We start from the raw sequence: 24,653 nt of genomic DNA, 5'->3' as shown, positions 1-24,653 counted from the left end.
CGGTCAGAGCCGGCGCAGCTTTCCACAACGGAAAAGGAGGAGAAATCAGGTACCGCCCGGGAGGTCAGCCACCCATCGCGAGCCAGCAACGGTGACAAGCGGTACCTATTTCTATGACCGCATCATCTCTGAATTGGTTTCAAATAAATTTCGACCCGGCGATTTTGTGTGCGTCCGGCCTCGGTGGCGTTGTCCGCGACCGGCTGGGTCTGGCCTCGTCCTTCAGCTGCCAGGCGGGGCCGGGCAACGCCTCGGTCACCCAGGTAGGTCGCGACGCTCTGGGCACGGCGCTGGGACAGCTGCATGTTGTAGTTCGGGTTGCCGGTGCTGTCGGTATGGCCCACCACGGTGGCGGAGACGTCTTGTTGCTGGGCAAGGGTCTGCGAGACCTGGTCCAGCACCGAGCGGAACGACGGCTTGATGCTGGCGCTGTCTGTATCGAAGGTCACCTGGCTCGGGATGTTCAGCTTGAGCGAGCCGTCCGGCTGCTCGGTGATCTGCGTGCCCGTGCCCGCGGTGTCCTTGCTCAGCTTGCCGCGGATCGCATTCCAGTTGTAACCCGTGGCCCCGCCCAGGGCCCCGCCAACCGCCGCGCCGACGAGCGTGCCGGTGGTATTGCCGCCGATCAGGTTGCCCAGGCCGGCGCCCACTGCAGCGCCCACGCCGGTGCCGACCGCGGTCTGGGTGCCTTGTTCCGTGGCGCAGCCGGCGGCAAGGGTGGCCACAACGGCAAGGCTGACAAGCTTGAGTTTCATGCTTTCTCCTTCAGGACGAATTTTTTTGGCTGTTTGGAAGTGGTGCGTGCAATACCACTAGAAATAACGCGGAAGACACGTGAATACAAGGCCCTGGACCGTATTCGCCGGGCTTGCGTTCCTGGCGCACTACAATAAGGAGATGATGCCGGGTGCACAAGCCTGTTGCTGTGACAGTTGTAAGTGCGTGTAATTCCACGTGCGGACCATGGGCTTGCCACCCTCGCGCTACCCTTGCGCTGCACTTCGCTCATACTTTGATACAGTACGCGCCTTCCCCATATTCCCATATTCAGTAGCGGAGATTGTCTTGAGCCTCACCGTCGACCAGGTTACCGAAGTCCTGCGCACCGTGATCGACCCCAACACGGGCCGGGATCTGGTGTCCACCCGTTCGGCTCGCAATGTGCGGGTCGAAGGCGGCGATGTGTCGCTGGAAGTGGAGCTGGGTTATCCCGGCAAGAGCCAGCTGGAACCGATCCGCAAGCAGGTGGTGGATGCGCTGCGCCAGTTGCCCGGTGTGACCAATGCCAGCGTGGCCGTCAGCATGAAAATCGTGGCCCACGCGGTGCAGCGCGGCGTCAAGCTGCTGCCGGGCGTCAAGAACGTGATCGCCGTGGCGTCGGGCAAGGGCGGGGTGGGCAAGTCCACCACCGCCGTCAACCTGGCGCTGGCGCTGTCCGCCGAGGGCGCCCGCGTGGGCATGCTCGACGCCGACATCTACGGCCCCAGCCTGCCCATGATGCTGGGCATCGATGGCCGCCCGGAGTCGTCCGACGGCCAGACCATGGAGCCACTCGAAGGCCACGGCCTGCAAGCCAACTCGATCGGCTTCCTGATCGAGCAGGACAACCCGATGGTGTGGCGCGGCCCGATGGTGACCTCGGCGCTGGAGCAGTTGCTGCGCCAGACCAACTGGCACGATCTCGACTACCTGATCGTCGACATGCCCCCGGGCACCGGCGACATCCAGTTGACGCTGTCGCAGAAAGTGCCGGTGACAGGTGCCGTAATCGTCACTACGCCGCAAGACATCGCCCTGCTGGATGCCAAGAAGGGCCTGAAGATGTTCGAGAAGGTGGGCATCCCTATCCTCGGCCTCGTCGAAAACATGGCCGTCTACTGCTGCCCGAGCTGCGGCCACGTCGAGCATATCTTCGGCGAAGGCGGTGGCGAGAAGATGTGCGAGGACTACGGCGTGGACCTGCTGGGCAGCATGCCGCTGAACCGCTCCATTCGTGAGCAGGCCGACTCCGGCCGCCCCACCGTGGTGTCCGACCCCGACAGCCCGATCGCCGAGCTGTACCGGGCCATGGCGCGCAAGGTGGCTGTCAAGGTGGCCGACCGCGCCCGCGACATGACCAGCAAGTTCCCCAGCATCGTGGTGCAAAACACCTGATCCCCATGGACACGCCAGCCGACTTCGCTGCAGGCAACCCGGCCCCCGAGGCCGTGCCCGCCGGGCGGCCCGGCGTGACCATGGCCGTGGTGATGCGCCGCGTGCCGCTGGCCAGCCGCTGGCAGCCCTGGAAATGGGAGCTCGATGCCGTGCTGCCGGATCTTGGCGAGTTCGGTGCCGTGCCCCACTGCCTGGCGCAGGACGAACACGGCGCGCGCTGGCTGTACCCGGGCTACGCCGTCACGCTGTTCCGCGACGAGGCCGAGGGCTATTACCTCAACCTCACTTCGACCGCGCCCTGCTGGTTCGTGCTGTGGCGCATGGCAGAGGAGGGCGGACAGGCTGCCGTGCCCACGTCCAGCGACGGCAAACCGCTGCCGGTGCCGGTGACGGTGACACTGTCCTACAACGAGGCCGGACGCTGGCTCGATGCCGGCGAAACCGTCGAGAACGTGCCGCTAGCCCCTGAGCAGCTTGAGTGGCTGCAAGCCTACGTGGCGCAGCACTACCGCCCCGAACCCAAGAAACGCCGCCGCCCGGAATCGTTCAAGGCGCCGCAGGACCGGGCGCGCAACTGATGCAGGTAGGTCCGATATGAGCGATGCTTCCTTCCTGTCGCGCTGGTCCCGCCGCAAGGCCGCGGCGCGCGAAGGGCAGCCGCTTGCGCCCGAGCCGGCGCCACCCGTGCCGGCCGATCCGCCAGTGCCCGTTGTCCAGCGGCAGGCGGAACCAGCCCCGCCGGCGGAGCCACTTCCCACGCTCGCCGACGCCGCCTTGCTGCAGCCGGGCGACAGTATTGCGCGCTTCGTGGCGCGCGGCGTAGACGAAACGGTCAAGCGCGCCGCGCTCAAGACCCTGTTTGCCGATCCGCATTTCAATGTGATGGACGGGCTCGACACCTATATCGACGACTACGGCAAGCCCGACCCGATTCCCCTAGACGTGCTGCGGCGCATGCGCCAGTCCGAGACGCTGGGCCTGTTCGCGCCGACCGACGACGAACTGGCTGCCGCGCGCGCGGCAGCACAGGCGGTGGATGCGCCCGCCGCGGCGGTGCAGCAGGCGGAGCAGGCAACCTCGGACCAGCCCGCGGCGCTGGAGTCCTCGCACGCCGTGCCGCCTGAAATGCAGCCGCACGCGCCAGTTGCCGCCGATCCCGATTTACCCGGCATGGCGCGCCAGCCTGACGATTCGGCCCCAGGCAAACACGCGTAGCCGCTGCCGGCGCGGGGGCCTACAATGGGCTTCCCCCACAATTCGCCAGCCGCAAGACTCCTTAAAAAGGGGCATCCAGGCCGGCCAGCCGCATTCGCCATGCCGACGCTGATTTGCAATTGCAACGACACCATGCCGCTTGACGGGGCGGCCTTGTCGGGTAAGGGTTCGACCCCGGCAGAAGGCACCAGCCCACCGCTCAAGGTCCACCATCTGCTGTGCCGCCGCGAGATCGGCGACTTTACCGCCGCGCTCGACGGCACGGACGACGTCATCGTGGCCTGTACGCAGGAGCGCGCACTGTTTACCGAGGTGGCTGCCCGGCGCCAGGCCGATGGGGCCATGACGGCGCCGGTGCGTTTCGTCAATATCCGGGAAACCGGCGGCTGGTCGCAGGGAGCGCGCCGCGATCCCAAGACCGTCAACGCCAAGATCGCCGCGCTGCTGGCCGCCGCCGCGCTGCCCGATCCGGAGCCGGTACCCGTGGTGGACTACCACTCGGGCGGCGCCGTGCTGATCCTCGGGCCTGCTTCGCGCGCCATGACCTGGGCTGGCAAGCTCGCCGAATCCGGCCTGGACGTGTCGGTGCTGCTGAGCGGCGCCGGCGAGGCCATGGGTGCAGCCACCCCGCCTGCCTCACGGGCCTTCCCGGTGCACAGCGGCAAATTGGTCAAGCTGGGCGGCTGGCTCGGCGCCTTCGAGGCAAGCTGGGAGAGCGGCGCCGGGCGCGGCAATCCGATCGATCTCGATCTCTGCACACGCTGCAACGCCTGCATCGAAGCCTGCCCCGAAGACGCCATCGATTTCAGCTACCAGATCGACCTGGACCGCTGCCGCTCCCACCGCGCCTGCGTGAAGGCTTGCGGTGCGGCCGCCGCGATCGATTTCGAGCGCCCGCTCAAGACCGCCACCGAGCGCTTCGACCTGATTTTCGACCTGGCCGATACGCCGGCCTTCACCATGCACTCGCCGCCGCAGGGCTACCTGTACGCCGGCGCGGATGCGCTGCACCAGCACTCGCAGGCATTGGCCCTGGTCCAGATTGTGGGCGAGTTCGAGAAGCCGAAGTTCTTCCAGTACAAGGAGAAGATCTGCGCGCACGGCCGCAATAAGATCACCGGCTGCACGGCCTGCATCGATATCTGCTCCACCCAGGCGATCCGCTCGCAGTGGCATGACGGGCGCGGCCGTATCGAGGTCACGCCCAACCTATGCATGGGCTGCGGCGCCTGCACCACGGTGTGCCCGACCGGCGCCATCAGCTACGCCTATCCCAAGCCGGACTACCTCGGCGAGCGCCTGCGCACCCTGGTCTCGGCCTACCGCGCGGCGGGCGGCCGCGATGCGGTGCTGCTGCTGCACGGCGAGGAATACGGCAATGCGCCCATCCTGGCGCTGGGCCGCGCCGCGCGCGCGGGCCAGGCGCGCGGCGTGCCGCCCAATGTGATTCCAGTTGGCCTGTTCCACCCGGCCGCGAGCGGACTCGAGCTGTGGCTGTCGGCCATTTGCTGGGGCGCCAGCCGCGTCGCCGTGATGCTCACGGGCGGAGAAGCGCCGCAATATCGCACGGCGCTGGCCGGGCAGATGGCAGTGGGGCAGGCCATCCTGGCAGGGCTTGGCTACGATGGCGAATACCTGTCGCTGGTGGATGGCCCCGATGCCGCCACGCTGGACGCGCAACTGGCGCCATTGAGCGCGCCCGGCGCCGGCCGCGCAGCGTTCCCCCGGCGGCCTTTCACGCCGCGGCTGCCAAGCGCGAGACGCTGGATTTCGCGCTGGATCACCTGGTGCGCAACGCGCCGCGCCCGCAGGCCAGCGTGCCGCTGCCGGCCGGCGCGCCGCTGGGCGCGGTGGCGGTGGATACCGGGCGCTGCACCCTGTGCATGGCCTGCGTCGGTGCTTGTCCCTCGCAGGCCCTGCGCGATAACCCCGAGCGTCCGGTGCTTGGCTTCCTGGAGCGCAACTGCGTACAGTGCGGCCTGTGCGAGACCACCTGCCCGGAAGATGCCATCACCCTGGTGCCGCGGCTGCTCACCGGCGAAGACGCGCGCCGCACCGTGACGCTGGCCGAGACCCAGCCCTTCCATTGCATCCGCTGCGCCAAGCCGTTTGGCACCGCCCAGATGGTGCATGCCATGCTGGCCCGTCTGGCGGACCACCCGGCGTTTGCCGGCGAGGCCGCCGAGCGCCTGAAGATGTGCGGCGATTGCCGCGTGGTGGATATGATGGAAAGGAGCAGCGGCGCCTCCAGCGGCACCGCCGTGCAGTAGCCAAGCCCTGTGGGACGCAAGCTGCCTTGCCGCGTGCGCGGCAAGGCAGCTTGCGCCGACCGAATCCGGAACTCCGATCTTCCGGTACCCTTGAGAACCATCACGAAATGACAGATTTCCAGCCTATCCAGCTGATTCCCCGGGTTACCGAAGCCACGGCCAATGCCGAGGACACCGCCCGCGCGGACCTGTACGGCCTGCTGGCCACCCTGTTGTATCGCGCGCCTGATGCCGCGCTGCTGCACCATATCGCCGCCAACCGTGCCATTGGCGAAGACGCCGCGACCACGCTGGGCGAAGCCTGGAATGGTTTGTGCGATGCAGCATCGATCGCCACGGCCGCCGAGACTGCCGATGAGTACCAGCAATTGTTCATCGGCGTGGGCAAGCCGGAAGTCCTTCTCTACGGCTCCTACTACCAGACCGGCTTCCTCAACGAACGCCCTGTGGTGGCGCTGCGCGACGACCTGGCGCGCTATGGCCTGGTGCGCCAGGACAATGTCAGCGAGACCGAGGACCATATCGCCACGCTGTGCGAGGTGATGCGCTTCCTGGTCGCGGGCGAGGATGCGGGCATTGCCAATCTTGCCGAGCAGCAGCACTTCTTTTCGCGCCATCTGCAGCCATGGGTGGACACGCTATGCGATGCCATGGCGGCCCATCCGCAAGCCCGTTTTTACGTACAGGTGGCCGTTTTGCTGAAAGCCTTCATGGCGGTAGAGGCGATCGCGCTTGATATGCATTGAGCCTTCAACGCAGATGGCCGGAAGCGGGCGCGCAATCCGTCTCAGGCCTTGTTCCAAACGTTCCATGCATGGCACTTTTCAAGCGCCGGCGTCAGTAGAAACCCGCGCATGGCATGGTCTTTCGACACATATCAATCTAATATAAGCAAAAGACTACATAACTTGTTTGGCAACTGGTCTCTCTTTGCCAAGGAGTTCCCATGAAGGACGAGCAGCACAGGGTCGCACGCCGTACTTTCCTTGCCGGCGCAGGTGTCGTTGCCGCTGCCGGCGCCGCCGCCGCGCTGACCTCGCGCGGTCCCGCCGTGCCCAATGCGGCCATAACCTCGGCCATTCCGGATGTCACGCCCAGCGACAACGACGGCTACCGGGTTACCGAACATATTCGCAAGTACTACCGGACAACGCTGGTGTGAGCCGCGTCGCGCCTGCCGCGCGCCTCGCTTGACCTCGTTTCCATCCAGGGGTGATACATGATCTTGACCCGCAAACGCGCGGCGCAGGGTAGCGCATCTTCGCAACTGGCTAGCACGGTGGCCGGGCATGCCACCGGCCGGCTCTCCGAGCGCCTGGCCGCCGGCCTGGCCGGCGCGATGCCCACCATGGACCGCCGCAGCTTCCTCAAGCGTTCCGGTATCGGGGTCGGCGCGGGGCTGGCGGCCTCGCAGTTGATGCTATTACGCCGGGCGGATGCCGCAGATGCAGGGAGCGCCGCGAGCGGCGGCGAGGGCAAGAACAATATCGTGGTGCGCCGCACCGTCTGCGGCCATTGTTCGGTGGGCTGCGCGGTGGATGCGGTGGTGCAGAACGGCGTGTGGATCCGCCAGGAGCCGGTCTTCGATTCGCCGATCAACATGGGCGCGCACTGCGCCAAGGGCGCCGCGCTGCGCGAGCACGGCCACGGCGAGTACCGCCTGAAGTACCCGATGAAGCTGGTAAACGGCAAGTACCAGCGCATCAGCTGGGACCAGGCGCTCGACGAGATCACCTCCAGGATGAAGGAGATCCGCCAGCAGACAGGCCCGGATTCGATGTTCTTCGTCGGCTCCTCCAAGCACAGCAATGAGGGCTCCTACCTGCTGCGCAAGTGGGTGTCGTTCTTCGGCACCAACAACACCGACCACCAGGCACGTATCTGCCACTCCACCACGGTGGCCGGCGTGGCCAATACCTGGGGCTACGGTGCGATGACCAACTCGTACAACGATATGCAGAACGCCCGCGCGGCGCTGTATATCGGCTCCAACGCGGCCGAGGCGCACCCGGTTTCGATGCTGCACCTGCTGCATGCCAAGGAAAACGGCTGCAAGGTGATCGTGGTCGATCCGCGTTACACCCGCACGGCAGCCAAATCCGACCATTACGTCCGGGTCCGCTCGGGCACCGATATCGCCTTCCTGTTCGGCATGCTGTACCACATCTTCAAGAACGGCTGGGAAGACCAGAAGTTCCTGAACGACCGCGTCTACGGCATCGACAAGGTCAAGGAGGAGGTTCTCGCCAAGTGGACGCCGGACAAGGTGGAGGAAGTCTGCGGCGTGCCCGAGGCCGAGGTCTACATGGTCGCCGAGATCATGGCCAAGAACCGCCCCAGCACGCTGGTGTGGTGCATGGGCCAGACCCAGCACACCATCGGCAACGCCATCGTGCGCGCCTCCTGCATCGTGCAGCTGGCGCTGGGCAATATTGGCGTGTCGGGCGGCGGCGCCAACATCTTCCGCGGCCACGACAACGTGCAGGGCGCTACCGACGTGGGCCCCAACCCTGACTCGCTGCCAGGCTACTACGGCCTCGCCACCGGCGCGTGGAAGCACTATGCCGCGGTGTGGGGTGTCGACTACGAATGGATCAAGAAGCAATACGCCTCTCAGGCGATGATGGAAAAGTCCGGCACCACGGTGTCGCGCTGGATCGATATCGTTACCGAGAAGCCTGAGCTGATCGACCAGGACAACAACGTCCGCGGCGTGTTCTTCTGGGGCCACGCGCCCAACTCGCAGACGCGCGGCCTGGAGATGAAGAAGGCGCTGGACAAGCTCGACCTGCTGGTGGTGATCGACCCTTATCCGTCGGCCACCGCGGCAATGGCCAACATGCCGCCGCCGCAGGGCGACACCATCAACCCGAAGCGCGCGGTCTACCTGCTGCCGGCCTGCACGCAGTTCGAGACCTCCGGCACCTGCACGGCTTCCAACCGCTCGCTGCAATGGCGAGAGAAGGTGATCGAGCCGCTGTTCGAATCGATGCCGGACCACACCATCATGCAGGCCTTCGCGGAGCGCCTGGGCTTTGGCAAGGAGCTGTCGAAGAACTACAAGCTGCTGGAGGTCAAGCGCGCGGGCCGTACCTGGATGGAGCCCGAGCCCGAGTCCATCCTGCGCGAGATCAACGCCAGCAACTGGACCATCGGCTACACCGGGCAATCTCCCGAGCGGCTCAAGTCCCATATGCGCAATATGGAGAAGTTCGACGTGCGCACGCTGCGCTGCCTCGGCGGCAAGGATCCGTTGACCGGCTACGACCTGACAGGCGATTACTTCGGCCTGCCGTGGCCGTGCTATGGCACGCCGGAACTCAAGCACCCGGGCTCGCCCAACCTGTACGACACCAGCCGCCACGTGATGGACGGCGGCGGCAACTTCCGCGCCAACTTCGGCGTGGAGCGTGACGGGGTCAGCCTGCTGGCCGAGGACGGTTCGTACTCGAAGGGCGCGGATATTACCACCGGCTATCCCGAGTTCGATCACATGCTGCTGAAAAAGCTGGGCTGGTGGGATGAGCTGACGGACGCCGAGAAGCAGAAGGCCGACGGCAAGAACTGGAAGACGGACTTGTCCGGCGGCATCCAGCGCGTGGTGATGAAGAACCATGGCTGCCATCCCTTTGGCAATGCCAAGGCCCGTGCCGTGGTGTGGAACTTCCCCGACCCGATCCCGCAGCACCGCGAGCCGCTGTATTCCACCCGGCCCGACATGGTTGCGAAGTACCCCACGCACGACGACAAGATGGCGTTCTGGCGGTTGCCCACGCTATACAAGTCGCTGCAGCAACGCAACATCGAGAACAAGCTCTACGAGAAATTCCCGATCATCCTCACCTCTGGCCGCCTGGTCGAATACGAGGGCGGGGGCGAGGAAACGCGGTCCAACCCGTGGCTGGCCGAGTTGCAGCAGGAGAACTTCGTCGAGATCAACCCGCGTGCGGCCTCCGAGCGCGGCATCCGCAACGGCGACTTCTGCTGGGTCAGGACGCCCACCGGCGCGCACATCAAGGTGCGCGCCCTGGTGACCGAGCGCGTTGGCGTGGATACCGCCTTTATCCCGTTCCACTTCTCGGGCTGGTGGCAGGGCAAGGACCTCAAGGATTACTACCCGGAGGGCGCGATGCCGATCGTGCGCGGCGAGGCCGTCAACACGGCCACCACCTACGGCTATGACGCGGTGACGATGATGCAGGAAACCAAGACCACGATCTGCCAGATCGAGCGGTTCGCCTGATGCAGACCTGATGCAGAGACAGTGTGAGATCAAGGGCAAGGAACGACCATGGCACGCATGAAATTCATCTGTGACGCCGAGCGATGCATCGAGTGCAATAGCTGCGTCACCGCCTGCAAGAACGAGCACGAGGTGCCGTGGGGCGTCAACCGGCGCCGCGTGGTGACCATCAACGACGGCATCGTCGGCGCCGAGAAATCGATCTCGGTGGCCTGCATGCATTGCTCGGACGCGCCCTGCATGGCGGTTTGCCCGGTCGACTGCTTCTACCGCACCGAAGACGGCGTGGTGCTGCACGACAAGGACGTCTGCATCGGCTGCGGCTACTGCTCCTACGCCTGCCCGTTCGGCGCGCCCCAGTTCCCCAGCGCCGGGACCTTCGGCGTGCGCGGCAAGATGGACAAGTGCACCTTCTGCGCAGGCGGCCCGGAGAAACACGGCAGCGAGGAAGAGTTCGAGAAATACGGCCGCAACCGGCTGGCCGAAGGCAAGTTGCCGCTGTGCGCGGAAATGTGCTCGACCAAGGCGCTGCTGGGCGGCGACGGCGACGTGATTGCCGACATCCTGCGCAACCGCGTGATCAAGCGCGGCAAGGGCGGCGATGTGTTCGGCTGGGGCACGGCCTACGGCAACAAGGGAGCCGCGCAAGGCGCCACGGCTGCGCCCGCGGCGCCGGCCGCCGCGCCGCCCGCTTCCGGAGCGCAACCATCATGACCCGCCTGCTGCTGATCCTGCTGGCCGCCGGCAGCACCGCGCTGGCCGCTTGCGGCGAACGCCCGCAGACAGCCACCGCGGCGCACAAGAAAGCCGTCGCGCCGGCCTACGAGGGCGCGCCGGGCGATCCCTTCGTAGCCAAGGGCTGGACGCCAGGCGACAAGACCAGCTGGCAGAACCAGATCCGCGAGCGCAACCAGAAACAGAACGAATACAACCGCACGCCATGACCCCGGCGCCGCGCACCCCGGGGCCAACCCTGGCCGACCCGATGGAGGGCATATGAAGCCGACGCTCAATCCTGGCTGGTTCCGCTACCTGGCCGGAGTGGCCTGCGCGCTGGCCTTGCTGGCGCCGCTCGGGGCCGCCCAGGCCCAAGCGCCGGCCCCGGGCGGCGCATCCGCCGCACAGGCCGCCGGCGCGCCCGCCGATGCCAACAATCCGGCCACGCATCCGGCGCAGCCCTTTGCGGGCATTGCCTCGGAGAACATCTTCAACGTGCCGCGCCGCGACATCGCCGCCGAGGCGCAGTCCCAGCAGGCGCGCACGCAGTCGCAGCCCGGCAATAACGCGCCGGTCTGGCGCGAAGCCAATTCCGACCAGGCGCACTACAGCAGCCTGCCCGCCAAGGAAGCCGGCGTGCTGATCCAGCGCACCGGCCAGCAGTGGCGGCTGTTTCGCAACGGCGTGATCACGGTCTGGGGCGGCTGGCTGGTGGTGCTGGTGCCTGCCGCGATCCTGGCCTTCTTTTCTGGCGCGGCACCATTGCCCTCAAGACACCGCGCACCGGGCGCATGATCCAGCGTTTTACGCCGCTGGAGCGCATGGCGCACTGGACCATGGCGATCGCCTTCGTGACGCTGGCGGTGTCGGGCATCGTCATGTTGTTCGGCAAGCATTTCCTGTTGCCGCTGATGGGCCACACGCTGTTCGGCTGGCTGACCTACCTGCTGAAGAACGTGCACAACATCGTCGGGCCGGTCTTCACCCTGGCGGTGATAGTCGGCTTTGTACTCTTCGTGCGAGACAACCTGCCCGCCCGCGAGGACTGGCAGTGGATCACCAAGCTGGGCGGGCTGGTTTCCGGCAAGCACGTGCCCAGCGGGCGCTTCAATGCCGGCGAGAAGGCCTGGTTCTGGGGCGGGCTGGTGCTGTTCGGCCTGATCCTGTCCGCCTCCGGCTGGGTGCTCGACATGATCGTGCCCGGCATGGATTTCTATCGCGCCACCATGCAGATCGCCAACGTGATCCATGGCATAGCGGCAGTGCTGATGATCGCCATGGCCTGCGGCCATATCTACATGGGCACCATCGGCATGGAAGGGGCCTACCGCGCCATGCGCGACGGCTGGGTCGACGAAGCCTGGGCCAAGGAGCACCACGAACTCTGGTACGACGATATCAAGTCCGGCAAGATCCCGGTGCAGCGCGCGGCCGAGCCAGAACCCGGCGGGCGCGCCGGCGGCCAGGCCAGCCCGGGCGAAGTCTGAGCGCGCACGGCCAATCCCCAACGAGGAGCCCGATCCATGAACCGCATCTTGCTGGTGCTCGCCCTGGCCCTTGGCACCACGGGCGCCCTGGCCAAGCTGCCGCCGCCCAGCGAGGCGCAAAAGCTCAAAGCCGACGAGGCCAAGGCGCGCGCCGGCTGGGCCGACAAGGTGGCCGCTTATCAGCTTTGCCGAGCGCAAGACAAGGTGGCGGCGCGCTACTACAGCGACATGAAAGCCAAAGGCAAGGAGGTGCCAGAAGCTGCCACGGGTGCGCCGTGCGTCGATCCGGGCCCGTTCGTGGCGCAAGCGCCGGCCGCGCAAGGCGCCGCAAGCATTGCGGGGGCCTTCCACCGCACCGATCGCCGCGCCTTCGGATCACAAACCGGCCGCAGCGCCGGGCACGGGAGCGGTACAATCGCCCCGGACATCACCGTGAGAGGAGGTTCGGCATGAAGCATGTACGTGTACTTTTCGGTCTGGCGGTAGCGGGCACCCTGGCAGGCACTCTGGCCGGCTGCGGGGGTATGGGGATGGGCAGTTCCGATACCGCGGTCGCCGCGCTGGCGTCCAAGAGCGGCACCGCGACGCAGGGCAACATCACCTTCACCCAACGTGGCGCCACGGTGCTGGTCAAGGCTGACGTCACGGGCCTGCCGCCCAATACCGAGCACGGCTTCCACGTGCACGAGAAGGGCGACTGCTCGGCCCCCGACGCCATGAGCGCGGGCGGCCACTTCAACCCGACCGGAAAGCCGCACGGCTCGATGTCGATGCCCGACCACCATGCCGGCGATATCAACAACCTCAAGGCCGACGCCACCGGGCGCGCCCAGGCCAGCTTCGAGCTGACCGGCGTGACCGTGGCCCCCGGCCCCACCAGCGTGGTGGGCCGCGCCGTGGTCGTCCACAAGGATCCGGACGACTACAAGACCCAGCCCACCGGCAACTCCGGCGGCCGCATCGCCTGCGGCGTGATCGCCAAGTCCTGACGGACGGGACAGCGCGGGCCGGCGGCGTCCGGTGCGCGGCCGCCATTCACCTTCTCCATCCCATGCCCTTGCGCCCCGAAATGACCCACGCGTCCGTCCCCCTGATCGAAGAGGTCGAGGTGGTCGACGAGCAGGGGCGCGTGCGGCAGGCCTTCCTGCCCGGCGAGCGCCCGCTGACGGTCTACCTCGACAAGCGCGAGCTGGTAACGCTGATGACGCTGGGAGGGGCCCCCGAGGCCCTGGTGCTGGGTTACCTGCGCAACCAGCGCCTGGTCGAGTCGGTCGAGGATATCGCCGCGATCCAGGTCGACTGGGAGACCGAATCCGCCGCCGTCACGACCCGCACGGGCGTGGACCGCATCGAGGAGCGCACGGCGCGCCGGGTGGTGACCACCGGCTGCGGCCAGGGCACCGTGTTTGGCTCGCTGCTGGACGAAGTCGACAACATCCGGTTGCCGCTCGACGCTACCCTGGACCAGGAAACGCTCTACGGCATCGTCGATACCATCCGGCTGCAGCAGTCGGTCTACAAGCAGGCCGGCTCCGTGCATGGCTGCGCGCTGTTCCGCGGGCGCGAGCTGCTGATGTTCATCGAGGATGTGGGCCGGCACAACGCCGTGGATGCCATCGCGGGCCTGATGTGGCTGGAAGGCATGAGCGGCGCCGACAAGGTCTTCTACACCACCGGGCGGCTGACCTCGGAGATGGTGATCAAGGGCGCCCAGATGGGCATCCCCTTCCTGCTGTCGCGCTCGGGTGTCACGCAGATGGGCTACCAGATGGCCCAGCGCGTCAACCTGGCTCTCTTTGCCCGGTGCACCGGGCGGCACTTCCTGCTCTATACCGGCCGCGAACGCTTCCGCCACCAGTTGCCCGAGCCAGCCACGGCCTGAAGCCACGCGGCGGATCGCCTGTCCTGGCGCAGGCCTGCCATTTCGGCGGGGATGCCGGATTTTGGTTGTACAATGCGGCCCATCGCAAGGCCCCGGCAGGTCCGGCGCGCCTGTGAGCAAATGCGAGCAGCGTTCCCGGTCAGCATGGACCGCGCCCGAGCCTGCCCTCATTTGTTCATCCCGATACCCCTATGAGCATCAAATCCGATAAGTGGATCCGCCGCATGGCGGAACAGCACGGCATGATCGAGCCCTTCGAGCCCGGCCAGGTACGGGAGGAAGACGGCCGCAAGATCGTTTCGTACGGCACCTCGAGCTACGGCTACGACATCCGCTGCGCCGACGAATTCAAGATCTTCACCAATATCAACAGCACCATCGTCGATCCGAAGAACTTCGACGAGAAGTCCTTTGTCGACTTCAAGGGCGATGTCTGCATCATCCCGCCGAACTCCTTCGCGCTGGCCCGCACGATGGAGTATTTCCGCATCCCGCGCAGCGTGCTGACCATCTGCCTGGGCAAGAGCACCTATGCGCGCTGCGGCATCATCGTCAACGTGACGCCGTTCGAGCCGGAGTGGGAAGGCTACGTGACGCTGGAGTTTTCCAACACCACGCCGCTGCCTGCCAAGATCTACGCTGGGGAAGGCTGCGCCCAGGTGCTGTTCTTCGAGAGCGACGAAATCTGCGAGACTTCCTACCGCGATCGCGGTGGCAAGTACCAGGGCCAGCAGGGTGTCACACTGCCGAAGACCTGATCGCATACAATGCGCGCGTTGCGGCGTTACGGGGAACCCCAGGGCCGCGCGCCAAGCCTGAACGTCGAGCCACATGCCGACCCAGGGGATGAGTCCCCGGGCCATGTGGCTCAAGTCCTTCTTGCCGTCCAAGGATGCCACATGAAATTCCGCTTCCCCGTCATCATCATCGATGAAGACTTCCGCTCCGAGAACATTTCCGGCTCGGGCATCCGCGCGCTGGCGCAGGCCATCGAGCAAGAAGGCATGGAGGTGATGGGCCTGACCAGCTATGGCGACCTGACCTCCTTCGCCCAGCAGTCCAGCCGCGCCTCCTCGTTCATCGTGTCGATCGACGACGACGAGTTCGTCAGCGAAGACGACCGGCCCGAAGCGGCGGCCATCGAGAAGCTGCGCGCCTTCGTCAACGAAGTGCGCCGCCGCAACACCGACCTGCCCATCTTCCTGTACGGCGAGACGCGTACCTCGCGGCATATCCCCAACGATATCCTGCGCGAGCTGCACGGCTTCATCCACATGTTCGAGGACACGCCGGAATTCGTCGCGCGCCACATCATCCGTGAAGCCCGGGTCTACCTGGATTCGCTGGCGCCGCCGTTCTTCAAGGCGCTGATCGCCTACGCGCAGGACAGCTCCTACTCGTGGCACTGCCCCGGCCACTCCGGCGGCGTGGCGTTCCTGAAGAGCCCGGTCGGCCAGGTGTTCCACCAGTTCTTCGGCGAGAACATGCTGCGCGCCGACGTCTGCAACGCCGTCGATGAACTCGGCCAGCTGCTCGACCACACCGGCCCGGTGGCGGCCTCGGAGCGCAACGCCGCGCGCATCTTCAACTCCGACCACATGTATTTCGTCACCAACGGCACGTCCACCTCGAACAAGATGGTGTGGCATGCCAACGTGGCGCCGGGCGACATCGTGGTGGTGGACCGCAACTGCCACAAGTCGATCCTGCACGCGATCATGATGACGGGCGCGATCCCCGTGTTCCTGATGCCCACGCGCAATCACTACGGCATCATCGGCCCGATCCCGAAGAGCGAGTTCGATCCCGAGACCATCCGCCGCAAGATTGCGGCGCACCCGTTCGCCAGCCAGGCCAAGAACCAGAAGCCGCGCATCCTGACCATCACGCAGGGCACCTACGACGGCGTGCTGTACAACGCCGAGCAGATCAAGGAGATGCTGGCCACGGAGATCGACACGCTGCATTTCGATGAAGCCTGGCTGCCGCACGCGGCATTCCACGATTTCTATCACAACATGCACGCGATCGGCAAAGACCGCCCGCGCAGCAAGGACGCGCTGGTGTTCGCCACGCAATCCACGCACAAGCTGCTGGCCGGCTTGTCGCAGGCCTCGCAGATCCTCGTGCAGGATTCGGACACGCGCAAGCTGGACCGCTACCGGTTCAACGAGGCGTACCTGATGCACACGTCCACCAGCCCGCAGTACTCGATCATCGCCTCGTGCGACGTGGCGGCGGCGATGATGGAAGCCCCGGGCGGCACCGCGCTGGTGGAAGAAAGCATCCAGGAAGCGATGGACTTCCGCCGCGCCATGCGCAAGGTGGAAGGCGACTACGATGCCGGCAACAACGGCGACTGGTGGTTCAAGGTGTGGGGCCCCGAGGCGCTGGTCGAGGACGATATCGGCGACCGCGAAGAGTGGATGCTCAAGGCCAACGAGCGCTGGCACGGCTTCGGCGACCTGGCCGATGGCTTCAACCTGCTCGACCCGATCAAGGCCACCATCATCACCCCGGGCCTGGACGTGGACGGCGAGTTCAGCGACCGCGGCATCCCCGCGGCCATCGTCACCAAGTACCTGGCCGAGCACGGCATCATCATCGAGAAGACCGGGCTGTACTCGTTCTTCATCATGTTTACCATCGGCATCACCAAGGGCCGCTGGAACTCGCTGGTGACCGAGCTGCAGCAGTTCAAGGACGACTACGATCAGAACCAGCCGCTGTGGCGCGTGCTGCCGGAGTTCGTCGGCAAGCATCCGCAGTACGAGAAGCTCGGCCTGCGCGACCTGTGCGATGCGATCCACAGCGTCTACAAGGCCAACGACGTGGCCCGCGTGACCACCGAGATGTACCTGTCCGACATGGAACCGGCGATGAAGCCGTCGGACGCATGGGCCATGATGGCGCACCGCGAAATCGAGCGCGTGGCCGTTGACGAGCTGGAAGGCCGCGTCACCGCCATCCTGCTCACGCCGTACCCGCCGGGCATTCCGCTGCTGATCCCGGGCGAGCGCTTCAACCGCATCATCGTGCAGTACCTCAAGTTCGCGCGCGAGTTCAACAAGCTGTTCCCTGGCTTCGAGACCGACATCCACGGCCTGGTCGAGGAAGAGGTCGAAGGTGGCGGCAAGGCGTATTTCGTCGACTGCGTGAAGTAACGCAGGCTGGCGGCAGGAAAAAGGGCCTCGCGCGTGCGAGGCCTTTTTCTGCGCTCGCCCATGCCTTGCGCACGGCCGACGCGTCGCGCGAGATTGCGATAGAGTGGCGCTCACAAATCTATGCAACCTCGACGGAGTGGAAATGACATCAGCACGAGTGGTGGAATTGACGGAGTTCGGCGGCCCCGAAGTGATGCGCCTGGTGAGTGCCGAGCTGCCCGCGCCGGCGGCCGGTCAGGTCCAGTTGCGCCAGACCGCCATCGGCTTCAACTACATCGACGTCTACCAGCGCTCGGGCAAGTACCCGCTGCCGTCGCCGACCGGGCTGGGCCATGAGGCCGCCGGCGTGGTCGAAGCGGTGGGCGAGGGCGTGACCGGCCTGCGCGAAGGCGATCGCGTGGTCTACATGCACGCGGGCATCGGTGCCTATGCCAGCCGGCGCAATGTGCCCGCCGACAAGCTGGTCAAGCTACCCGACAGCATTGACGACCTCACCGCCGCGGCCATCTTCTTCAAGGCCATGACCGCCCAATACCTTGTGCGCAAGACGCATCGCGTGCAAGCCGGCGACATCGTACTGGTGCACGCCGCCGCGGGCGGCGTAGGGCAGATCCTCAGCAGCTGGGCCAAGGCGCTCGGCGCCACCGTGATCGGTACCGCCGGCTCGGCCGAGAAGTGCGAAGTGGCCCGCGCGGCGGGGTGCGATGTCGCCATCAACTATTCGCAGGCGGACTGGGTGGAGCAGGTGATTGCTGCCACGGACGGGCGCAAGGCGCGCGTGGTCTATGACTCGGTGGGCAAGCATACCTTCATGGGCTCGCTGGACTGCGCGGCGCCATTCGGGCTGGTGGCGCTCTATGGCGCAGCCTCGGGCCCGGTGCCGGCGTTCGAGCCGGAACTGCTCGGCAAGAAGGGTTGCCTGTTCCTGACGCGACCGTCGGTGTTCCCGCACAACGCCGATCCGCTGACGTTCCGCGCCAACGCGGCGGACGTGTTCCAGGCGATCGGGCAGGGCGCGATCCGGGCGGCCATTGGCGCGCGCTTCCCGCTGGACCAGGTTGCCGAGGCGCATCGGGTGGCCGAGGCGCGCGCGACCACGGGCGCTATTCTGCTGCTGCCTTGACGTCCGGAGCAACCACGGAAAACGGAAAAAGGCCTCGGGTTCCGAGGCCTTTTTCAATGCAACCAGAGCCGCCGGCCGTCGTCCCTGCTACTTCTTCTTGTCGAACTCAAACTGCGGCGTAGCGGGTTCGCTCTCTGCTGGCGCCGAAGGCAGCTCCAGCGTGCCACCGCCACTGCGCCCGCCAGGCGCTGGCACCGAGGCCGCTCCGCCCGGGCTCTCACCCCCAGCGGAATCGTGACCTCCGCCGCATTGGTATGGTGCAACGAGCCCTTGTCGAGGAACATCGTCACCATGCCCGGCCAGAACATCACCAGCGCGACCATGATCAGCTGCAGGCCAACCCAGGGCAGCGCGCCCCAGTAGATGTCGGAGCTCTTCACTTCCTTGGGCGCAATGCCGCGCAGGTAGAACAGCGCGAAGCCGAAGGGCGGGTGCATGAAGGAGGTCTGCATGTTCACGCACAGCATCACGCCGAACCACACCAGCGCCGCGGTGGCTGCCGCTTCCGGATTGCCGCCCATCGAGTCGGCGACCACCGGCGCCAGCACCTTGACCGCCACGGGGGCGAGCATCGGGACCACGATGAACGCGATCTCGAAGAAGTCCAGGAAGAAGGCGAGGAAGAAGATGAACAGGTTGACCACCAGCAGGAAGCCGATCCAGCCGCCGGGCAGCGAGGTGAACATGTGCTCCACCCAGGCACCGCCATCCACGCCCTGGAACACCACCGAGAAGCAGGTGGAGCCGATCAGGATGAACACCACCATGGCGGTGATGCGGGCCGTGGACTGGTAAGCCTCGATGATCAGCCCGCGCAGCTCGGTCAGTTGCCCGGCGCGCAGCAGCAGCCACGTGATCACAAGGTAGACCACCGCCAGCGGAATGCGGAAGGCATGCGAGCCGAACGCGACGGTGCCGGCGATGATGGCCACGCCCGTGGCGGCAAGGCCGATGCGGTAGACGGTGCGGTCGAGCTTGCCGAAGCCGGGGTCGCGCAGCACCGCCAGCACCAGCGCGCCGACCGCGCCCATGGCGCCGGACTCGGTCGGCGTGGCGATGCCCAGCATGATGGTGCCCAGCACCAGGAAGATCAGCACCGCGCAGGGAATGATGCCGCGCAGGCACTTGCGCCACAGCGGCCAGCCGCGCAGCGTGCGCTCCTCCACCGGCACCGGCGGCAGCCAGTCAGGCTTGACGCGGGCCAGCACGAAGGTATAGAGCGCGAACAGCGCGATCTGGATCACCGACGGGCCCCAGGCGCCCAGGTACATGCTGCCCACGTCGGCGCTGCCCATCGGCGTCTTGAGCTGGTCGGCCAGCACCACCAGCACCAGCGATGGCGGCACCAGCTGCGTGATGGTGCCCGACGCCGCCAGCACGCCCGTGGCGTACTTCATGTTGTAGCGGTAGCGCATCATCACCGGCAGCGAGATCATCGCCATCGCGATCACCTGCGCCGCCACGGTGCCGGTAATGGCACCAAGGATGAAGCCCACGATGATCACCGAATAGCCCAGGCCGCCGCGCACCGGGCCGAACAACTGGCCCATGGAGTCCAGCATGTCCTCGGCCAGCCCGCATTTCTCCAGTATCGCCCCCATGAAGGTGAAGAACGGGATGGCGAGCAGCAGTTCGTTGGCCAGCACGCTGCCGAACACGCGGCTGGGCACCGCCTGCAGGAAGCTGACCGGGAAGTAGCCAAACTGGATGGCCAGGATGCCGAAGGCAAGGCCCACCGCGGACAGCGAAAATGCGACCGGAAAACCGATCAGCATGAATACCACCAGGCCGCCGAACATCAGCGGCGGCATATATTCCAATGGAATCATTGCACCGGCCTCTCGTATTTCGATTCGATGCGCACCAGGCCCTTGAGGGCGGCAATGCGCTTGATCAGCTCGGACACGCCCTGCAGACCCAGCAGGACAAAGCCGAGGGGCACCACCAGCTTGATCGGGTAACGCGGCAGGCCGCCGGAGTTACCGGATTGCTCAAGGATGCGCCACGAGGGCAGGAACAGAGAATCCCATGACAGCCAGGCAAACAGCACGCACGAAGGCAGCAGGAAGAAGATGATCCCGAAGATGTCGATCCAGTGTTGCGCGCGCTCCGATACGTTGCCGTAGATCAGGTCCACGCGCACATGCTCGTTGCGCTGGAAGGTGTAGGAGGCGCCGAACATCACCGCGATGGCGAACATGTACCACTGCAGCTCGAGCGGCCAGTTGTCGCTAAGGTTGAAGCCGTAACGCAGCAGGGCGTTGCCTGCGCTGATCAGGCACGACAGCAGGATCATGATGTTTGCAAGCCTGCCCGTGTGCTGATTCAACCTGTCGATCTGTCGTGACAGACCAAGCAAGTAATACATGGGTTGTCTCCCCTGTTTTTGCGGCAATTAGTTTATCTGCAACAAAATGCTTCGGCGCTTGGGGCTAATACCTACCGCATTGCGCAAAAATCAAAAAAGCAGGAAGTAAATAAAAAAGCCGCCAGGGATGCGCCCTGGCGGCTTTCTCGCAAAACAAACTTACGTGAAACTTACATTGGCATGCTGCGCTGCATTTAATCCGGAGCTTGCGATTAAAGCGTGGCGCGCGCCGCGGCAATGGCCGCGCGAACCTGCGCCGGCGCGGTGCCGCCGATATGGTTGCGTGCCGCGACCGAGCCTTCCAGCGTCAGCACCGCGTGCACGTCGTCACCGATCAGCGCGGCCTTGTCGCCCAGGCCGGTGACTTCACGCAGCTCGGCCACGGTGAGGTCGGCCAGGTCGCAGCGGCGGTCGTCGCAGGCGCGCACCGCGTGGGCCACGGCTTCGTGGGCATCGCGGAAGGGCAGGCCGTGCTTGACCAGGTAATCGGCCAGGTCGGTGGCGGTGGCATAGCCTTGCAGCGCGGCGGCACGCATGGCATCCGGCTTGACCGAAATGCCCGGCACCATGTCGGCGAAGATGCGCAGCGTGTCGGCCACGGTGTCGACCGTGTCGAACAGCGGCTCCTTGTCTTCCTGGTTGTCCTTGTTGTAGGCCAGCGGCTGGCCCTTCATCAGGGTCAGCAGGCCGATCAGGTGGCCGTTGACGCGGCCGGTCTTGCCGCGCGCCAGCTCGGGCACGTCGGGGTTCTTCTTCTGCGGCATGATCGAGCTGCCGGTGCAGAAGCGGTCGGCGATGTCGATGAAGCCCACGCGCGGGCTCATCCAGATCACCAGTTCCTCGGAGAAGCGCGAGATGTGGGTCATCACCAGCGCGGCGGCGGCGCAGAACTCGATGGCGAAGTCGCGGTCGGAGACGGCGTCCAGCGAGTTGCGGCATACGCCGTCGAAGCCCAGCTGCTGCGCCACGAACTCACGATCGATCGGGTAGCTGGTGCCGGCGAGCGCGGCGGCGCCCAGCGGCAGGCGGTTGACGCGGCGGCGGCAGTCGGCCATGCGCTCGGCATCGCGCGTGAACATTTCCACGTAGGCCAGGAGGTGATGGCCGAAGGTGACCGGCTGTGCCACCTGCAGGTGGGTGAAGCCCGGCAGGATGGTATCGGCATTCTTCTCGGCCAGATCCAGCAGCGCGCCACGCAGCGCGCCCAGCAGGCCGATGATGGTGTCGATCTCGCTGCGCAGCCACAGGCGGATATCTGTCGCGACCTGGTCGTTGCGCGAGCGGCCGGTGTGCAGGCGCTTGCCGGCGTCGCCGACCAGCGCGGTCAGGCGTGCTTCGATATTCAGGTGGACATCTTCCAGGTCGAGCTTCCACTCGAAGCCGCCGGCCTCGATCTCGCCACGGATCTGCGTCATGCCGCGCTCGATCTCGGCGCGGTCGGCCTCGGCGATGATTCCCTGCTTGGCCAGCATGGCGGCGTGCGCCAGCGAACCCTGGATGTCGAAGAGAGCCAGGCGCTTGTCGAAGAACACCGAAGCGGTGTAGCGCTTCACCAGGTCGGACATCGGTTCGGAGAAGCGGGCGGACCAGGCTTCGCCTTTCTTGGCAAGTTGGGAGGTCATGGGCGGTAAGGCTGGGTTAGCTCGCAAGCCGGCGGCAGGCCGCGGGGCGAACGAGAAAAATCGGGGAAACCGCGATTATATCGCTGCCGGGCGCCTCGCAGACGCTAGCGGGCGTCGGCGGGCCTCCCAGCCTTGCCTATAAGGTGTTGTCGATGACCTGGCCCTTGAATACCACTGGCCCGGTGGGGCCGTTGGGATCGGGCGAGCCACCGCGCGGCTCCACGCTGATCGCCAGTGCCGGCACCTTGCCCAGAGTCTGGGCAACCGCCAGGCGCAAGTGGCGCTGGTGCCCGATCACGCCCAGCGACTGCGGCTTGCCGCCGGCCGGCAGCGCCCAAAGCTGCAGCGCCTGCGCGTCGTTCAGCGGCAAGTGATCCAGGCGGCGCAGCGTGAGTGCCTGCGAGCGTGCATCCCACGTCACAAGTACGGCGGCCTGGGCATGATCGTCGTTGAGCACCGCCACTGCGTTGACCAGTGGGGCCGTGTCCAGCTGGCGGGCCATCCGCACGTTCAGGCCGATTGCGACGGCTGCCAGCACCGCTGTTGCCATGGTGGCGCCGCGCCAGAAGCCGGGGGCAGCCCACAAGCGTTGCCACCAGCCCGCGGGTGCCGCGCCGGTAGTGCCGGCGGCGTTTGCCTTATCCATGGCCTGCCAGCCCAGCCGCTGCTCGATGCCGCACCACACCTTCTCCACCGGCGCCGAGGCGGGCTGGAGCTCGGCAAGGCCGGCCAGCCGGGCCTGCCAGTGGCTGATGGCGGCGCGGATCGCGGGTTCCTCGCGCGCCAGCGTCTCCAGCCGGCGGCGCGCGCCCCCGCGCAACACGCCCAGCGCGTATTGCGCGGCGAGGCGGTCGATCAGGTCGGGGTGGCGGCCGAGGTTCATGACAGGCTTTCCAGGCACGTGCGCAGGCGTTCCAGCCCGCGCCGTATCCATGACTTGATGGTGCCGAGCGGCACCTGCAATTGCTCGGACAACTCGCTGTGGCTCATGTCCTTCAGGTAAGCCAGCGAGATCGCTTGCCGCTGCGGTTGCTCAAGCCGCTGCAGGCACTGGTTCAGCGCCCGCGCCTCCTGGCTGGCCAGCGCCAGTTCCGCCGGGCCGGCCGCGTCGTCGGCCAGCCACTCGCCGAGTGTGTCGTCCAGTTCCACCGTCTGGCTGGCACGCGCGGCCGCCTGCCGGCGCAGGCAGTCCAGCGCCCGGTTGCGCACGATGGCGGTCATCCAGGTCATCGGGGCCGCCAGGTGCGGCCGGTAATCGCCGGCGTGATGCCAGATGCTGACGAAACTCTCTTGCACCACATCCTCCGCCCAATCGTGCCTGTTGGTGATACGCAGCGCGAGCCCAAACAGTTTCGTCGCGGTTTGATCATAGAGCTGGCGCAAGGCCTGCCGGTCGCCCATTGCCGCGCCCTGCAGCAACGCCGCTAGCCGGTCGGCGTCGGCCGGCCTGGGGGCAAAGGAAGAGTCGGCGGAGGAGGGCACCGTTGCGGATCCGTGGTAGGCAGAGGCAATAGAGGCAAGTGACGTGTCCGGATTATAGGCATGGCTTGGGCCTGGCATGCGTGCGGCATCACGCTGTTCGCTGCATCCGATCGGCAGACCGGCGCGTAGATGGGACAGGCGCCGCCATTGCCGCCGCGCTGCAGCCCAACGCAGCCCCGGCAAGGCGCCATCTACGTCACTACAGGAGAACACCATGGAACGCATGCAGTCGAGGCGCGCGCAGACGGAGTGTCAGGCCGCCGAGGACACGAACAGCCGCATCCTCGTTGCACCGGACGCGCGCCGGCGCGGCCTGCTCAAAGTCCCCGGGCTATTCGCGCTGGGATCGCTGGCGGTGATGAGCCTGGGCGAGTCGATGCCCGCCTGGGCGCAGGTCCAGTCCGGCAGCACCAAGGACGACATCGCGATTCTCAACGTGGCCCTAGGGCTGGAGTACCAGGCCATCGCGGCTTATCAGGTGGGCGCGGAAAGCGGCCTGCTGCAAAAGCCGGTGCTGGATACCGCGGTCAAGTTCCAGACGCATCACAAGGCGCACGCGCAAGTGTTGGCGGGCACGGTGTCCAAGCTGGGCGGCAGTCCGGTCATGGCGAAGAAGCCGGCCGAGTACAGCTTCCCGACCGACCAGCTCAAGACGCAGGCCGATGTGCTGCGCTTTGCCGCGGGGCTGGAGAAAGGGGCCACCGCGGCCTACCTGGGCGTGTTGCCGAATTTCCATAACCGCGAGTTGACCAAGGCGGCTGGCAGCATCTTGGGAGATGAGGCGATGCATTGGGCCATCCTGCTCTCGGTCCTCGGCGAAGACCCGGTGCCGGGTGCGTTCGTGGGCTGAAGCCGGATGCCCGGCATGACTACCGTTTCCGCCGGGCCGGCCAATATGGACAGTTAGCGAGCAACACTCTGCGCCG

At 66.2% G+C, this 24,653-nt stretch carries 22 protein-coding genes and 2 pseudogenes; 18 read left to right on the top strand and 6 right to left on the bottom strand.

The features are described 5' to 3' along the window. Window positions 1-122 precede the first annotated feature (122 nt). Window positions 123-755, bottom strand: coding sequence for an OmpA family protein (locus OMK73_RS23145; protein ID WP_267604094.1), 633 nt, complete (start codon window positions 753-755; stop codon window positions 123-125). 310 nt (window positions 756-1,065) lie between these two features. On the opposite strand from OMK73_RS23145, the gene apbC reads away from it, so the two are divergent. The 16 genes and pseudogenes from apbC to OMK73_RS23065 all read left to right on the top strand — a co-directional run bounded on the left by apbC (window position 1,066) and on the right by OMK73_RS23065 (window position 18,255). Next, window positions 1,066-2,154, top strand: coding sequence for an iron-sulfur cluster carrier protein ApbC (gene apbC, locus OMK73_RS23140; protein ID WP_267604093.1), 1,089 nt, complete (start codon window positions 1,066-1,068; stop codon window positions 2,152-2,154). Between the two features lie 5 nt (window positions 2,155-2,159). Continuing rightward, window positions 2,160-2,732 carry a DUF3305 domain-containing protein gene (locus OMK73_RS23135; RefSeq protein ID WP_267604092.1) on the top strand — a complete coding sequence of 191 codons (573 nt, stop codon included), beginning with the start codon at window positions 2,160-2,162 and terminating at the stop codon, window positions 2,730-2,732. Between the two features lie 16 nt (window positions 2,733-2,748). After that, window positions 2,749-3,369 carry a DUF3306 domain-containing protein gene (locus OMK73_RS23130; protein WP_267604091.1) on the top strand — a complete coding sequence of 207 codons (621 nt, stop codon included), beginning with the start codon at window positions 2,749-2,751 and terminating at the stop codon, window positions 3,367-3,369. Window positions 3,370-3,468: 99 nt separating this feature from the next. Beyond that, window positions 3,469-5,639 (top strand): annotated as a pseudogene (locus tag OMK73_RS23125) (4Fe-4S binding protein). A 107-nt stretch (window positions 5,640-5,746) separates the two neighbouring features. Further along, on the top strand, window positions 5,747-6,385 hold the full coding sequence (locus OMK73_RS23120; RefSeq protein WP_267604090.1) for a TorD/DmsD family molecular chaperone: 639 nt from the start codon (window positions 5,747-5,749) through the stop codon (window positions 6,383-6,385). Between the two features lie 200 nt (window positions 6,386-6,585). Beyond that, window positions 6,586-6,801: a formate dehydrogenase gene (locus OMK73_RS23115; RefSeq protein WP_267604089.1), complete on the top strand. Its 216-nt coding sequence runs from the start codon at window positions 6,586-6,588 to the stop codon at window positions 6,799-6,801. 57 nt (window positions 6,802-6,858) lie between these two features. After that, window positions 6,859-9,882 (top strand): molybdopterin-dependent oxidoreductase, encoded by a 3,024-nt coding sequence (locus tag OMK73_RS23110; RefSeq protein WP_267604088.1) that lies wholly within the window; start codon window positions 6,859-6,861, stop codon window positions 9,880-9,882. Window positions 9,883-9,930: 48 nt separating this feature from the next. Then, entirely contained in the window at window positions 9,931-10,596 is a 666-nt protein-coding gene (fdh3B, locus tag OMK73_RS23105) for a formate dehydrogenase FDH3 subunit beta (RefSeq protein WP_267604087.1), read from the top strand. Then, complete coding sequence (locus OMK73_RS23100) at window positions 10,593-10,826, top strand: hypothetical protein (RefSeq protein WP_267604086.1); 234 nt, start codon at window positions 10,593-10,595, stop codon at window positions 10,824-10,826. The genes fdh3B and OMK73_RS23100 overlap by 4 nt, the downstream gene beginning before the upstream one ends. A gap of 52 nt (window positions 10,827-10,878) precedes the next feature. Continuing rightward, window positions 10,879-12,086 (top strand): annotated as a pseudogene (locus tag OMK73_RS23095) (formate dehydrogenase subunit gamma). A 36-nt stretch (window positions 12,087-12,122) separates the two neighbouring features. Then, window positions 12,123-12,539 carry a hypothetical protein gene (locus OMK73_RS23090; protein ID WP_267604085.1) on the top strand — a complete coding sequence of 139 codons (417 nt, stop codon included), beginning with the start codon at window positions 12,123-12,125 and terminating at the stop codon, window positions 12,537-12,539. Further along, entirely contained in the window at window positions 12,536-13,075 is a 540-nt protein-coding gene (locus OMK73_RS23085; protein WP_267604084.1) for a superoxide dismutase family protein, read from the top strand. Before OMK73_RS23090 ends, OMK73_RS23085 begins: the two co-directional genes overlap by 4 nt. A gap of 62 nt (window positions 13,076-13,137) precedes the next feature. Further along, the gene (locus OMK73_RS23080) at window positions 13,138-13,968 is read left to right on the top strand and encodes a formate dehydrogenase accessory sulfurtransferase FdhD (protein ID WP_267604083.1); all 831 of its coding nucleotides are present in this window, start codon (window positions 13,138-13,140) and stop codon (window positions 13,966-13,968) included. 191 nt (window positions 13,969-14,159) lie between these two features. Next, window positions 14,160-14,726 carry a dCTP deaminase gene (gene dcd / locus OMK73_RS23075; RefSeq protein ID WP_017230746.1) on the top strand — a complete coding sequence of 189 codons (567 nt, stop codon included), beginning with the start codon at window positions 14,160-14,162 and terminating at the stop codon, window positions 14,724-14,726. A gap of 141 nt (window positions 14,727-14,867) precedes the next feature. Further along, window positions 14,868-17,132 (top strand): arginine/lysine/ornithine decarboxylase, encoded by a 2,265-nt coding sequence (locus tag OMK73_RS23070; protein ID WP_267604082.1) that lies wholly within the window; start codon window positions 14,868-14,870, stop codon window positions 17,130-17,132. Between the two features lie 142 nt (window positions 17,133-17,274). Continuing rightward, window positions 17,275-18,255 carry a quinone oxidoreductase family protein gene (locus tag OMK73_RS23065; RefSeq protein WP_267604081.1) on the top strand — a complete coding sequence of 327 codons (981 nt, stop codon included), beginning with the start codon at window positions 17,275-17,277 and terminating at the stop codon, window positions 18,253-18,255. 53 nt (window positions 18,256-18,308) lie between these two features. Here the strand turns inward: OMK73_RS23065 and OMK73_RS23060 are convergent, their stop codons facing one another. Both OMK73_RS23060 and OMK73_RS23055 read right to left on the bottom strand, forming a co-directional pair. Next, window positions 18,309-20,084, bottom strand: a complete 1,776-nt coding sequence (locus OMK73_RS23060; RefSeq protein ID WP_267604080.1) for a TRAP transporter large permease — start codon at window positions 20,082-20,084, stop codon at window positions 18,309-18,311. Beyond that, window positions 20,081-20,623 carry a TRAP transporter small permease subunit gene (locus tag OMK73_RS23055; protein WP_183036609.1) on the bottom strand — a complete coding sequence of 181 codons (543 nt, stop codon included), beginning with the start codon at window positions 20,621-20,623 and terminating at the stop codon, window positions 20,081-20,083. The genes OMK73_RS23060 and OMK73_RS23055 overlap by 4 nt, the downstream gene beginning before the upstream one ends. Window positions 20,624-20,626: 3 nt before the next feature. Here OMK73_RS23055 and OMK73_RS23050 point away from each other — a divergent pair, with 3 nt between their 5' ends. Then, the gene (locus OMK73_RS23050) at window positions 20,627-20,821 is read left to right on the top strand and encodes a hypothetical protein (RefSeq protein ID WP_267604079.1); all 195 of its coding nucleotides are present in this window, start codon (window positions 20,627-20,629) and stop codon (window positions 20,819-20,821) included. A 14-nt stretch (window positions 20,822-20,835) separates the two neighbouring features. Here OMK73_RS23050 and argH read toward each other — a convergent pair whose 3' ends face one another. From argH to OMK73_RS23035, 3 genes are all read right to left on the bottom strand, one after another. Then, window positions 20,836-22,245, bottom strand: coding sequence for an argininosuccinate lyase (gene argH / locus OMK73_RS23045; RefSeq protein ID WP_006160535.1), 1,410 nt, complete (start codon window positions 22,243-22,245; stop codon window positions 20,836-20,838). Between the two features lie 136 nt (window positions 22,246-22,381). After that, window positions 22,382-23,128 carry an anti-sigma factor gene (locus OMK73_RS23040; RefSeq protein ID WP_267604078.1) on the bottom strand — a complete coding sequence of 249 codons (747 nt, stop codon included), beginning with the start codon at window positions 23,126-23,128 and terminating at the stop codon, window positions 22,382-22,384. Continuing rightward, window positions 23,125-23,727, bottom strand: a complete 603-nt coding sequence (locus OMK73_RS23035; RefSeq protein ID WP_400093619.1) for a sigma-70 family RNA polymerase sigma factor — start codon at window positions 23,725-23,727, stop codon at window positions 23,125-23,127. The genes OMK73_RS23040 and OMK73_RS23035 overlap by 4 nt, the downstream gene beginning before the upstream one ends. 214 nt (window positions 23,728-23,941) lie before the next feature. Between OMK73_RS23035 and OMK73_RS23030 the strand changes: the two genes are divergently transcribed. After that, on the top strand, window positions 23,942-24,577 hold the full coding sequence (locus tag OMK73_RS23030) for a ferritin-like domain-containing protein (RefSeq protein ID WP_267604077.1): 636 nt from the start codon (window positions 23,942-23,944) through the stop codon (window positions 24,575-24,577). The last annotated feature ends 76 nt before the right edge of the window (window positions 24,578-24,653 follow it).

It is taken from the genome of Cupriavidus sp. D39, from assembly GCF_026627925.1.
Lineage (GTDB): Bacteria > Pseudomonadota > Gammaproteobacteria > Burkholderiales > Burkholderiaceae > Cupriavidus > Cupriavidus ulmosensis.
This window is presented reverse-complemented; position numbering and strand designations above follow the sequence as displayed.